Source organism: Myxococcus sp. CA023 (genome assembly GCF_010998615.1).
In the GTDB taxonomy this organism is placed as follows: Bacteria; Myxococcota; Myxococcia; order Myxococcales; family Myxococcaceae; genus Myxococcus.
In genome coordinates this window covers 67,040-79,245 of record NZ_JAAEAH010000042.1, presented here as the reverse complement: position 1 = coordinate 79,245, position 12,206 = coordinate 67,040, and the positions used below count along the sequence as shown (strand labels likewise).

The window sequence follows — 12,206 nt, the reverse complement described above, 5'->3', positions numbered from 1 at the left end:
GAGGTGCCGGCGGTGGTGGCGTCGGACTGGGCGGGGCAGGCGTCCATGCGGACACCGACGACACTGAAGACGGCCACCGCGTTTGAACCCGGAATCGAGTTTCATTTCTATCCGTAAGGCGTTTCTTCGTGCCGCTGGAACGGATAGGCGAACTGACCCAGGTAGGTCTCTGGAGGCTGGAACTTCGTCGTTCCATACCGCGACGGCCAGTGCTCGGGCAGATGCGCGGTGCCGAAAATCGCATCAATGAAGGACAAGAAGACAGCGAAGTTCTTGTCGATGCCTTCCTCATCGGACGTGTGGTGCCAGTGGTGGAATTCGGGCGTCGCGAAGACCCAACGAAGATAGGGCCAGCGGTGGCTCACGTTGGCGTGGATGTAGACGGCGTGGAAGGACACGAAAACGAGGTAGCCGTAGATGGCGGCCGGGCTGAAGCCCAGCAGGAACACCGGTATGAACCCCGCGAACCGGTTGACGAGCACGTCCACCAGGTGAGAGCGCGAGCTGGCCAGCCAGTCCATCTGCTGACTGGAGTGGTGGATGGCGTGGAACTTCCACATCCACGGCACCTGGTGGAAGGCGCGGTGCACCCAGTAACTCACCAGGTCCACCACCAGGAGGATTTCGAAGAATTGCAGCCACACGGGCTGCGCGGCCACATGGGCCTGGAAGTCCATGCGCACCGCCCAGGAGAAGAAGACCTGCACCGGAATCATCACCGAGAAGGAGATGAGCTGTACGCCCACGTGACTGACAAAGAAGTGCTTGAGGTCTGTCTGCCAGCCCTCGCGGAAGATGCGCTGCGGGTGGAGCCCCCACAGCCGCTCCATGGGGATGAACAGGAGCCCCAACACGAGGAGCTCCAGCGCGAAATAGTCCAGGCCCGCGCTCAGCGCCCGCGGCTGGTGGGTGAGTGGCTCCGCCTGGCTGCCGCCCAGCAGCATGGCCACCAGCGCGAGCAGCATGGCGATGCCGCCATGCGCCTTGGAGCGCAAGGTGAGCACGCTGAATGCGCCCAGCGCGAAGGTGGCGACGATGGCGGCCTGGAGGATGCCCCGGAACACGCCCAGGTGCTCCACGTAGAAGGCCCGGCCGTCGTTGGACACCAGCAAGTGGGGAAACAGAAAACAGAATTCGACGCACACGCACAGCACGCCCAGCAGGCCGCCGGTGACACCAGCGCGCTTGCCCAGATTGATGCGCAGGGCAGGAGTCAAGGGGAGGTCCAAGAGGAGTCTTCCTGAGAGAGATTGCCTTGGGGCAAGCCTATTCCACCTCCCGTCCGAGGCCAGCATCGGCCTCGTTGGCTCCGGCGGTCGTGTGTACCTTCCACCAGAGGCCAGGCCCCATCACCTGCAACGCACCACTCCATCCAGACAGGAACGAATGTTCCAGGACATGGCTGAATGTCGCGTGTCGCGCGCCACATCGCATTGCTGATTCCGGGCGCCTGAAGTTAAAGCCTGCCACGTTCGCCGAGCGCATCGACATCGGGGTGGGGCCCGGCTCTGGCGAACAGGGAGCGCACATGCGAGTCGCGGTAATAGGGTGGACGAGTCTGTGGTGCATCGCGCTGTTCGCCTGTAGTGGTTCCTCCGGAAGGGCGAACAGCGCGGAGCGGAGCGAGGACACGGCCGTCCTCGCGGATACCCGGACCTTGACGTGCGCCAGTCTCCAGGTCGAAAGCGGCTCCATCGGCTCGGGGCAGACCGTCCAAGGGCTGCACACGCAGACGTTGTCGGGTACGCAGGACCGCTGGGCGGAGTACGTCGAGTTCTTCCCCGGCACCTCCGCCACGTGCACGTACTCGCTCCCCGCGGACGTGGGCGCCGCCGACGTCGTCGCCGCCGAGGTGGGCATCAACTATCGAGGGCCCCTCAAGTCGCAGATGCGCTGGCTGTTCGAGGCGTGGGACTACACGGCGGGCGCCTGGGTGCTGGTGGGTGACAACACCTTCGCGCAGTCCTGGAGGTGGACCGCCACGTCGCTCGCGCTGACGTCTCCCCAGCGCTTCGTCAGCGGAGGCCCGGTGAAGCTGCGCTACCGCACGACGTCCACGGCGGATGCGTCGCTGCTGGACCTGCTCGTGGTGCGCATCCAGGTCGCGGCCTCGGACGCGGGCACGCCCAGCGACGCGGGGACTCCCACGGACCCGGGCACCCCTGGCGATGCGGGCACCTCCTCCGACGCGGGAACGGGGACCGACGCCGGCACGCCCGTGTCGTGGGAGGGCGTCCACAGCTTCACCTACCAGCTCACGAACTATCCCCAGGGGAAGCTCGACACCATCGCCGACTCGAAGTTCGACCTCGCCATCGTCGAGCTGTCGCGCGACGGCTCCGATGGCTGGTTCACCGCTGCCGAAATCACCGCGCTCAAGGACAAGGGCAAGCAGGTGCTCGCGTACTTCGAGATTGGCGCCATCGAGGAGTATCGCCCCGAGTGGCCCCAGGTGCCCGAGGACCTGAAGCTCGGCCCCGTGGCCGGCTGGCCCGACGAGCAGTACGTGAAGTACTGGGACGAGCGCTGGTGGCCCATCGTCCAGGGCCGCATCGACCAGGCGCTCGCCGCGGGCTTCAACGGGTGCTACCTGGACATGGTGGTGACGTATGAGGAGATTCCCGCGAACTCCGCGGGCACCAACCGCGCCGACCTCGCGCGGAAGATGGTGGCCCTCATCGAGCGCATCAGCCAGTACGCCAAGGCTCGCAACCCGGCCTTCAAGGTGATGCCCCAGAACTCCCCGGAGCTGGTGGATGACCCCGCCTACCTGCCCGCCATCGACGGGCTGGGCATGGAGGACATGTACTGGTCCGACGACAACGCCTGCGACGAGGGCTGGTGCGAGGAGAACCGGACGAACGCGGCACGGGTCCGCGCGGCCGGCAAGCTGGTGCTCTCCACCGACTACGCCATTCAGGCCGCGCACGTCGCGGACGCCTATACCCGCTCACGCGCGGCGGGCTTCGTCCCCTACGTCTCCGTGCGCGCGCTGGACCGGATGACGGTGAACGCGGGGTGGGATCCGCAGTAGCGGCTCTGGCCGTCCGGCGCTCCGCCACGGGTGGAAGGGGCGCCGGTGGCGGCTGCGTCCTCACCGTCTGCGTGAGCCGCCCGCCCACCAGCACGAGCGCGCCTCCCACGGCGAGCTCCCAGTGCAGGGCTTCGTCCAGCACCGTCCACGCGGCCAGCGCGGTCGCCGCCGGCTGGAGGTTGGAGAAGATGGCCACCTTCGAGGCCGACACCTTCGACAGCGCGTAGAACCAGAGCTCCCGAGGCCGCCCGCTCCGCGTCGCACCGCACCAGCACGTCGCGCCAGGTCTCCGCGCGTTCCACGTCGGCTCCGGCCTCCATGGCGTCCTGGACACCACGAAGCACGGCCTCCGCGGCCTCGGCGCCACGTCGTGAGTTTCCCGCTCCATCCGCCACCACAAGCACCGTCGCGTCACCTCGCGTCAGGGCCAGCACGCGGTCCGCACCCGTCTTACCCGCCTGTTCCACATGCCACGCCGTCTCCAAATCGCTCATGTGTCGCGCTCTTGGGAAGGCCGGGTACGTAGCTCGCGGAAAGCATCGCTGGCTTCGTCTTCCACGACGAAGGAACGGTGCTGTCCGTCGGTGAGGCAATTCAGACCGGTCTCTTCGTAGAAGAGGGGGATGGCCCGGAACCAATAGGTAACCTGTGCCCAATGCTGGTTTGTGATGGGTTTGGCTGGCGTTGCAATTGCGTCACCAGGCATGGCGGGGAAGGGGGGCGAACGCGTCTCCGACGCTTCTTCAAGACGCGCGCATGCGGGCGCTGGGATGTCCTGACCGTGCTGCTGCCGGAAGGATGATAGGAATATGTGTGCTTGCGGTCAATTCGCGATTTGCGGCTTTGGGTCTGAGTTTTCTTCGTCGTAGGGTGGTGAGCGTGGACGGGACGCGTCCACATGGCAACGCCCTCCTCAGGCGTTTCGGTTTCTGAGGAAGAAAGAACAACAATGAAGAAGCTGCTCCTGGGGTTCATGCTGGCCGTGGTTCCTGCCGTGGGCTGTGGTGTGGGCGCGGAGGATGCGCCGACGGACACAGTGGAGACGGTGACGACCGAGTCCGGTGAGAGCATCAACCTCGACTACAGCCCCCTGACCTCGGAAGAGGAGCCGCTGGCGTCGATGGGGGACGCGGACGGTGAGGTCTCCGCGATGGGCCCGAACTGTTGGGTCACGCTCCTGTACTGCAAGGACCCTCGCTACAACGGCTGGGCGACCTGCAAGCAGAACGGCAAGTGCACCGACAAGCAGTTCGTCGACAACTGCCTCGCGCTCTACAGGAAGACCTGCTAGGTCTTTTCGGAGCCGCGAGCGCGGTATGAAGAGCCCGGCACCCGCGAAGGGTGGCCGGGCTTTTCCCTGTTCGAGGGAGCGGGCTGGTGGGAGGGATTGAAACGGCTGCTGGAGGGGGGCGCGCGGACTGTGCGCCGGGCGATACAGGTCCAAGCCCGTAGAGACATGCCCTTCGCGCGAGCGTCGCACTTGTTCTTGGATCGGGCCTGGGCTTGACGCAAGGTATGTCCATGAATCGGATGGAGTCCGCGATGTTCTTCAGGTCGGTGCTGTTGTGGGTTCCCATGCTGGTGGGCGCGGGGATAGGAAGGTGGCGTCGCAATCGCGCGGGTCCCGACGTGCCCGCCGTCACTGGCGTGTGGTCCCTCGTGAGCCTCGTTGGGGCGCTGGGCGTGATGATGTCCCGCAACGCCATCATGGAGGCCAGGACCATTGCGTGGCTCAATACGCTCGGCGTGGTGCCCTTCGAACTCACGCCAGCGTTGATGCAGGGCGTCTCCGGGTTCGCGGCCTTCGTGTTGGGCTTCGGCCTTGCGTCCATGCCCTGGGGCGCCGCGCATCAGACCTCCGAGGTGCCAGCCAACGCATCGGGAGTGACGGGAGCCACGCAGGGCCCCGTCAACAAGCACTCCAGCACGAAGGTGTTGGTCATCATCGGCTCCGTGATTGCCCTCGGCAGTGGCATTGGGGTGGTGATTACGGGCCTCCGGAAAGGTGGCTTCCTGACGACCTCGGACGTGGGAGGTCTCCCCGAGTTGACTCATGTCCAGGAGCAGCTGAGACCGCTCGAGGCCTGTTCGCTCACCTACCAGCGACGCGACAAGCGAGGCCATCGCCAGCACCCGACGTCGGTCTTCATCGAGTCGTGCACGGTGGGCGAATACATCAGCGTCCTCATCGACGTCCCAGGGACCTGGGCGGACAAGGGGGTCGGCTTCGAGATGACCCGAGGCTCCGTGTCGGAGCCCTGGGAGATCCTGGTCGAGAAGGCGGACGTGCCCTTCCCCGACCTCAAGGAAGCGCTTGAGCACTTCGCGCCCCTCATCGCCGCGCGCTATCCAGAGAAGCTGCGCGAACGACGCGCGGGCGCGAGCGAGATGGAGCGCCACCTGAACGAACGGGAGCGGCAGGAGCAGGAACGCAAGGCGCGGGCGAAGACCTCCTACCCGGAGTGACTCCCCGGCGGCTCCTCCCGCCGCGCCTCACCAGGACTCTGCGGCGAAAGTCGACTCCGAGCCGCTACTCGGCGGATTCAGGACGTTGGTAGAGCATCCTCGGCATCGAGGTAGCGAACGCGAGCGAAGCCTCCGCGTGTGTCCTTGATGCGAGGGCAGGCCCCAGGCGGAAGCCTCCCACCAGTCTCTCGACCATCCACCCTCTTCATGGCCCGGTGCGCATCCCGAGCCGACGGACGAGCTCCGCCGACACGGGATAGGCAGTCTCGGGGGGGAGCAGTCGCGAGGCCTGCTCCGCGCGTCCGGTGTCCAGGTGCTTGCGCAGCTTCATCACGAGTGGCGTCAAGTCCGTGATGGAGACAATCCAGTCCTCCACGAAGCGCTGGATGATGGCGCGGCCCAACCCCACCTGGATGCTGTCATGGGGCAGTCCTGCGCCACGCAGCGTGCGCTCGGGGTCCCACTGGACATGGACAGGCGCGGCGTCGAAGGCCGCGCGCCACGCCTCCGGCGAGCCGTGGGCCTTCGGCTCGTAGGCGGTGAGGACCCCGAGCCCCAGGGCTGTCTCCCAACCACTGCGCTGGATGCGCACCGCCAGCGTCCGCTCCTGCCCGCTCTTGCGTCCCCAATTGGAGCGGTGCATGAGCCACAGGAAGCTGGGTTTTATCCAGGTCATCCTCCCGGTGGAGAAGGGCGGACCGAACTTCTGCCTCGCCACCGCCACGTCCGCGATGGCGTCCGGATACGCCTGATACATCACGATGGATGTCCGGTCGAAGTCGGCACGGACCTCCCGTTGTGCGCTCATGACCGCGCCCCCATCCCACTAGTTTGTCGCGAGCCACGTATCATGGCGAGCACGGTAGCAGGCCCACGCGGGCGTGTTGGACCACCCTCCCGGTCCGCCAGGCCGCATCAGGAGGGGCGATGCACCGAGGTCCCCAGCACCGCCGTGAGTTAGGGGGGCTGTCGTCCGCGAAATCGGCTGCCTTTGCGGCGGCTCAGTCTCCACGACGGTTCTGTCGGGGGCACACCTTGACCCTCTGTCACTTGACCATTATTACCAGTCAGTAATAACACTGCCTCCATGGACGCGGATGAAGGGCTCGTGGCCCTTGGGTTCACGGAGGTGGAGGCGCGGGTGTACTGCGAGCTGCTCAAGGGGGCGCCCGCCACCGGATACCGGCTCGCGCAGGCACTGGGGAAGGCGCCTCCGAGCATCTACCAGGCGCTCGCCTCGCTCGAGCACAAGGGGGCGGTGCTCGTCGAGGAGGGCGAGCCCCGCTCCTTCCGGCCCGTTCCTCCGGACGAAGTGCTCACGGCGCTCCAGCGTGGCTTCGAGACGCGTAGGCGCGAGGCCGCGGACGCGCTGCGCAAGCTCCACGCCCCGGTGCAAGACGACCGCATCTACCACCTCAAGAGTCACGCACAGGTGATGGAGCGCGCGCGGGCGATGATTGCCGGCGCCACCGAGCGACTGCTCTTCGACCTCTTCCCGCCGCCCCTCGCGGCCCTCACCCCGGCGCTCACGGAAGCGAGCGCCAGACGCGTGTCCATCGCGGGGCTTGTCTATGACGAACCCCCCAAGGCTCCCTTCGTCTGCGTGCGCTCGTCCAGCGCGGACTTCGTTCGGGAGCGCTGGCCGGGTGCGCAACTCACGCTCGTGGTGGATGCCCGCGAGTTCCTGGTGGCGCTGCTCACGCCGGATGGCACCGGCGTCAAGCAGGCCATCTGGAGTGACAGCGTCTATCTCTCCTGTCTGCAACACAGTGGGCTGGCCGCGGAGATCCAGTTGAGCGCTCCTCCGTCCGCGCGCACGCGGCTGGCGCGGTCCTTCTCCCTCATCAACTCGAGTCCTCCGGGGCTGCGCCAGCTCGTCGGGAGACAGCCCCGTTCCTCTTCCAAGCGCGGAGACACCCCATGAGAGGCCTCATCGCGGTTCTGCTGACCTTGCCCCTCCTGTTTGGCCCCGCTGAAGCCGGGGCAGAGGCGCTGCAGCCGCTCCTCGCACGCCACCTCGCGTGGCGTGGCGGGGACGCCTTCACGCAGCTGGAGAGCATCCACGCGAAAGGGAAGACCGTGACAGGCGGACTCCAGGGCCCGATGGAGTCCTGGAGCCACCGGGACGGGAGGGCACGCCGGGATGAGGACTACGGAGTGATGCGTCAGTCGATGGCCATCACCCCAGATGGCGGCTGGAAGCTGAACGCCAGCGGACAGGTCGAAGATGCCTCGTCCACCGACGCGCGCGATGTCCGGCACCAGGTGGCGCTCGACTTCGGGGCGGCGCTGCGGGGGAGCGCCGGCACGACGCTCGCGCTGCAACCCGACGCGCAGCGCGACGGCCGCTCCTGGAAGGTGGTGCGCGTCACCTTTGGCGATGAAGACCTCTACGACTTGTTCCTCAATGAGGCCGACGGAGCCCTCCACGGCCTGCGCATCCGCGAGAACAACGTCACCCGTTTCGTGCGACTGGGAGACTGGCGTCAGGTCCAGGGCGTGCGAATCCCCTTCCTGGAGGAGGTGCTCACCGACAACCCGGATTCCGACTCACGAACGGTGGTGGAGACGCTGGAGCTGAACGTACCCATTCCGTTCGCGGTCTTCGAACGCCCCCAGGACGTCCGCAAAGCGAGCTTCGCGAAAGGTCACCACAGCACCGGCTTCATCCCCTTCGAGTTCTTCGACGAGAACCGCGTCTACATTCCAGCGCGGGTGAATGGCCAGGCGACGCAGGTGCTTCTGGACAGCGGCGCCGAGATGACGGTGGTCGACACGGCCTATGCGCGTGAACTGGGGCTGAAGACGCAGGGGCAGCTCGCGGCGGTCGGCAGCGGAGGACATGCACAGGCCCAGCTCGCGGGCGGCGTGGACATCACCTTGGGCAACCTGCGACTGACGGGGCTGACGGTCGCCGTCATTGACCTGTCCGAGGTCGCACGGTTGATAGGCCACCCGCTGCCCGTCGTCCTGGGCAAGGAGTCCTTCAACCAGCTCGTCGTGGACGTGGACTTCCCCAACCGGCGTGTCGCCTTCCATGAGGCGTCCAGCTTCAAGGCTCCGCCGCGAGCGGTTCGGCTCCCGCTGGTCGAATCCGCGGGCGGGCAGCGCGCCGTCCAGCTCTCCATTGAGGGCCGTCCCCCCATTCCGGTGCTCTTCGACGTGGGCAATGGCGGAGCACTCTCGCTCTTCCCCGCCTACTGGCAGCAAGCGGGGCTGCTCACGGAAAGGCGCAGCTCCAAGACGCTGTCCGGAGCCGTGGGCGGACTCCGGGAGCGCGATGTGGCGACGCTGAAGGACATTCAACTGGCGGGCATCACCCTGAAGGACGTGCCCACGGTGTTCGACGACGCGGGCAAGAGTATCTCCGCCTCGGACCGGCTCCTCGGCAACCTGGGGCTCGCCGTCCTCGGACGCTTCCGGATGATAACGGACTATGCGACGGACACGCTGATGCTGGTCCCCGATGCCCGCGCGCTGCGGCAGCCCTTCCGCAAGGACCGGTCCGGCCTGATTGCCCTCCCTGCGGAGGGGCGGCTCGTGGTGAAGTTGGTGGCCCCTGGGAGCCCCGCCGCCGGCTCGGGCTGGAAGGTGGGGGACGAAATCATTGCCATTGATGGCAAGCCCATTGGCCCCGACTACGCGGGCACGGAACTCGCGCGTTGGCGAAATCGCGCAGCAGGTCAGACGGTGGTGCTCACTTTGAAAGACGGCAGCAAGCGCCGGCTCACCCTCCGCGACTACTACTGAGCCGCAGCCGAGCACGTCACTGCTCCTGGGCGCCGGCCCGCCCAGGCGACTCATCCATCCATCAAGGGGGCAACGCGACCGCTTGTGGCGCAACACCCCGCCAGCTTCGCTGGCCCCTGAGCCGCTGCCAGCGAAGCGGACCCAGGGGCAGGGTAGGCGGGGATACGGCGGCACGCGGTGGCTGCTGGAACGACATCCCGTGGATTACTGCTCGGTGATGATCTCCACGTACTCATCAGCAGAGATGGAATTCCTCCACTTGGAAGAGAACCCCAGCGCGTGCTGCGGGTTCACCACGCGGGGCGCGGCCGTCTTCGCCACGTCCAGGCGGGTGATGTCGTTCTGGAACAGGTCCAGGACGAGGCCGAACTGCTTCGCGGTGAGGAAGGCCCGCTTCATCACCTTCTCCACCATGTCCTCCCGCGTCAGCTCGTTGCGAGTGCTCTTGAGGGACTGCATGAAGCCGTGGAAGGTCTCCGCGTCCATCGCGAAATGGCCGTTGCGCTGCATGGTGCAGCCCGGGTCCTGGTTCGTCCCACAGTCGCGGAACGCGGGCTCGGGGTGGTGCCGCACATGTCGGACGGGCGTCTCGCGCGGCGCGACTTCCTCGCGATGCTCACGGTGCTCTCTGCGCTCATGTCGCCCCGACGGCGGCGGAGTTCCGGTTCCCGACACGTTCACCTCCATGCGAGCGCCGCCGCCACGAATCTCCATGTTGACGCCCGCTGCGTTGCCATCCGGGGACATGCCCTCCACGGAAATGCTGGTCGACGGCATGCCAATGTCATCGGCATGGATGTTCATCTCGACATCCTGGGCGAAGGCGGAGGACGCGGCGAACATGGATGAGGCAAGCACTGCGCGAGCAATCGAGTTCATCGAGCTTTTTCTTTCTATATGAGAAGCCGGTGGCCGCGTTGGGGCGCGGGGAGTCATTCACCGACTGGCCCACCTGGACGCTCTTCAGGGTGGATTATTCACGGCTCATTTGTCGACTAAAAAGCCTCGCTGCTCGTGGTGTCGTGCCCGGCGTAGGGCGCCCCGAGCCATGCGTCCCGGACCGCGATTCTTGCCGACGATTCAATGCAACGGTGCCGCCCGGCCTGTCTCATCCATTCGAGAGGAGGCATTTGAGGTGTTCGGCCGCTGCGTCTGCGCCGCCATTTTGGATAGGCACAGTCACCACATCGGCTCGCTGCGCGCTACGAATTCAGCCACGAGTGCGTCCTCGGTCGTCGCGTTTGAGTGAAGCGCAAGCGCTGGCGTGAACCGCAGGCATCCTCGCCCATTCACGAGCTCGGTCACTGCACGCCGGGTGACTACATCCTCGGTAGGCGCTGGCGAGAAGCGTGGGGCAGCGAGGCGTCTGGGGGGGGCGGAGAGGCCGTATCGCCCCGCTGGATACACGCCGGCCCAGGTGGCCCAGCCAGCCTGGCCAATGCGGCCACCCCTCGGATGCCCCTCTCTTCCGGGCGGACGTGTTCGTTTGGGGCTCAAAGAAGTGGTTGTCCGCAAGAGAGACAGCGCGCGATGGCTTTCTCATCAACTCCAACCATGTTGACGCCATCACCGGTGCGGCAGCCCGTTCGAGCAAATCGCTCGACACAGGCATGCACATGGCATCAAGGACCTTGCTCGACGCATCAGGGCGCCCCCTCTGCGTCCTATCTGCTTGCAGCGCGAGGGAGCGCCATCAATTGACGGGCGCGTGCTGCTGGAGGAACCGCCCCACCTGCGCCCGGGCGAGCTGACGGCCGAAGCCACCATCCCAGATGTCGAAGCCGTGCTCCGCGTACGGCAGCGTGAAGAGGGCATGGGAAACGCCAGCCTGGGCCAGTCGAGCGGCCAACGCTTGCGAGGCGTCGAGCGGCACGACGCTGTCGGCCCCGCCATGGAGCAGGAGTGTGGGAGGGGAACGTGGCCCGACGTGGTTGATGGGGGAGAGCAGCTCGTACAGCTCGCGGTGGCCTTCCCGCGGCACACCCGTGAAGCCCTCGAGCGGAGCAGGGGCGCTCGCGGCGTAGGCCACCAGGTCGCTGGGCGCGTAGAAGCTGATGATGGCCGCCACCGACGAGTCCCCGGGGGCGCAGGAGGACGGAAGGCGAGCATCTCCCTCGGAGTACCCCGCCAGGGTCGCGAGGTGCCCGCCTGCGGACTCTCCGAAGAGGACGAGCCGGTCCGGGTCGATACCGTAGGTGGCCGCATGGTCCTTGACCCAGCGGATGCCACACTTGACGTCCCCTGGGGCCTTCAGGCCGGTGGCAGGAGGAAAGAGCCGGTAGTCGAAGGAGATGAGCGCATATCCCCGCGCGGTGAGGAAGTCGGCCCAGGCGCGGGCATAGCCGCGCTCTCCGCCACGCCAGCCGCCCCCGTGAAAGTAGAGCACGGCGGGGCGGGCCCTGGAGGCGGAGGCATCGGGAAGGAAGACGTCGGCGTGCAGGTCGTGTCCCTCGACCACGGCGAAACGAACGGTGTGGCTCGGGAGGGGGCGGGCTCCGACGAGGGGACGGAAATACTCACGGAGGCGGAGTGGAATGTCGGCCGCCCTGGCCATCCGCCACGCGGAGGCGGCGGGCCACACAGCGAGGCTGCCGACGAGCAGTGCGGATGCCGCCGTCCCCCAGCGCAGCCACCTCCATACGTCCACGTGGGAAATCCAGACGGCCACCAGCGCGGTGAGGATCGCCGGCAACAGCATCACCAGGCTGTATTCCCGCACGATGCCCTTGAGCAGGTGGACGAGCGTGGGCATTCCAGCGGGAGCGAAGAAGACGGCCGCGAGCAGCACGCAGCCTACGATGTGCAATATCGCCAGGAGGGTCGGCATGGAGGGGAGAGGGCAGGGCGGTGACGTCATCCGGCAAGAGGGGCAGACCGTCACATCGTAGTGCCTGAGGCCCGGCGTCTGGTGCGGCGAGGCTGTAGGCACGAGGGGGGCACACCGCGAGTTCCGTGC

The 12,206-nt window shown here is 66.7% G+C and carries 10 protein-coding genes and 1 pseudogene; 6 read left to right on the top strand and 5 right to left on the bottom strand.

Annotation, left to right across the window (positions count from 1 at the left end):
- Window positions 1-107: 107 nt before the first annotated feature.
- Entirely contained in the window at window positions 108-1,229 is a 1,122-nt protein-coding gene (locus F8M74_RS19630; protein ID WP_228560838.1) for a sterol desaturase family protein, read from the bottom strand.
- Window positions 1,230-1,528: 299 nt separating this feature from the next.
- Between F8M74_RS19630 and F8M74_RS19625 the strand changes: the two genes are divergently transcribed.
- Window positions 1,529-3,034: an endo alpha-1,4 polygalactosaminidase gene (locus F8M74_RS19625; protein ID WP_141258466.1), complete on the top strand. Its 1,506-nt coding sequence runs from the start codon at window positions 1,529-1,531 to the stop codon at window positions 3,032-3,034.
- Window positions 3,019-3,261 (top strand): hypothetical protein, encoded by a 243-nt coding sequence (locus F8M74_RS37915; protein WP_239004964.1) that lies wholly within the window; start codon window positions 3,019-3,021, stop codon window positions 3,259-3,261. Before F8M74_RS19625 ends, F8M74_RS37915 begins: the two co-directional genes overlap by 16 nt.
- Here F8M74_RS37915 and F8M74_RS37910 read toward each other — a convergent pair.
- Window positions 3,177-3,422, bottom strand: a pseudogene (locus tag F8M74_RS37910) (DMT family transporter); the annotation flags it as partial. The gene F8M74_RS37915 and the pseudogene F8M74_RS37910 overlap by 85 nt on opposite strands.
- Before the next feature lie 561 nt (window positions 3,423-3,983).
- On the opposite strand from F8M74_RS37910, the gene F8M74_RS19615 reads away from it, so the two are divergent.
- Window positions 3,984-4,325 carry a hypothetical protein gene (locus tag F8M74_RS19615; RefSeq protein ID WP_140795252.1) on the top strand — a complete coding sequence of 114 codons (342 nt, stop codon included), beginning with the start codon at window positions 3,984-3,986 and terminating at the stop codon, window positions 4,323-4,325.
- 251 nt (window positions 4,326-4,576) lie between these two features.
- Window positions 4,577-5,500, top strand: a complete 924-nt coding sequence (locus tag F8M74_RS19610) for a hypothetical protein (RefSeq protein WP_141258467.1) — start codon at window positions 4,577-4,579, stop codon at window positions 5,498-5,500.
- Between the two features lie 205 nt (window positions 5,501-5,705).
- On the opposite strand, the gene F8M74_RS19605 is transcribed toward F8M74_RS19610, so the two are convergent.
- Window positions 5,706-6,308: a DUF4291 domain-containing protein gene (locus F8M74_RS19605; RefSeq protein WP_141258468.1), complete on the bottom strand. Its 603-nt coding sequence runs from the start codon at window positions 6,306-6,308 to the stop codon at window positions 5,706-5,708.
- 300 nt (window positions 6,309-6,608) lie between these two features.
- Between F8M74_RS19605 and F8M74_RS19600 the strand changes: the two genes are divergently transcribed.
- Window positions 6,609-7,424, top strand: coding sequence for a TrmB family transcriptional regulator (locus F8M74_RS19600; protein ID WP_228560836.1), 816 nt, complete (start codon window positions 6,609-6,611; stop codon window positions 7,422-7,424).
- Complete coding sequence (locus tag F8M74_RS19595; RefSeq protein ID WP_141258470.1) at window positions 7,421-9,250, top strand: aspartyl protease family protein; 1,830 nt, start codon at window positions 7,421-7,423, stop codon at window positions 9,248-9,250. Before F8M74_RS19600 ends, F8M74_RS19595 begins: the two co-directional genes overlap by 4 nt.
- A 204-nt stretch (window positions 9,251-9,454) precedes the next feature.
- Here F8M74_RS19595 and F8M74_RS19590 read toward each other — a convergent pair whose 3' ends face one another.
- Together F8M74_RS19590 and F8M74_RS19585 are read right to left on the bottom strand one after the other, a co-directional pair.
- A complete protein-coding gene (locus F8M74_RS19590) occupies window positions 9,455-10,129 on the bottom strand; it encodes a DUF4476 domain-containing protein (protein WP_228560834.1) in 675 nt (224 codons plus the stop codon).
- Window positions 10,130-10,943: 814 nt separating this feature from the next.
- A complete protein-coding gene (locus F8M74_RS19585; protein WP_228560832.1) occupies window positions 10,944-12,077 on the bottom strand; it encodes an alpha/beta hydrolase in 1,134 nt (377 codons plus the stop codon).
- Window positions 12,078-12,206: the final 129 nt, after the last annotated feature.

What these genes read in the sequence shown, in the direction of transcription:
- F8M74_RS19625 (WP_141258466.1), top strand. Translation starts at nt 1,529, where the DNA reads ATGCGAGTCGCGGTAATAGGGTGGACGAGTCTGTGGTGCATCGCGCTG.
- F8M74_RS19615 (WP_140795252.1), top strand. Translation starts at nt 3,984, where the DNA reads ATGAAGAAGCTGCTCCTGGGGTTCATGCTGGCCGTGGTTCCTGCCGTG.
- F8M74_RS19610 (WP_141258467.1), top strand. Translation starts at nt 4,577, where the DNA reads ATGTTCTTCAGGTCGGTGCTGTTGTGGGTTCCCATGCTGGTGGGCGCG.
- F8M74_RS19605 (WP_141258468.1), bottom strand. Translation starts at nt 6,308, where the DNA reads ATGAGCGCACAACGGGAGGTCCGTGCCGACTTCGACCGGACATCCATC.
- F8M74_RS19595 (WP_141258470.1), top strand. Translation starts at nt 7,421, where the DNA reads ATGAGAGGCCTCATCGCGGTTCTGCTGACCTTGCCCCTCCTGTTTGGC.
- F8M74_RS19590 (WP_228560834.1), bottom strand. Translation starts at nt 10,129, where the DNA reads ATGAACTCGATTGCTCGCGCAGTGCTTGCCTCATCCATGTTCGCCGCG.
- F8M74_RS19585 (WP_228560832.1), bottom strand. Translation starts at nt 12,077, where the DNA reads ATGCCGACCCTCCTGGCGATATTGCACATCGTAGGCTGCGTGCTGCTC.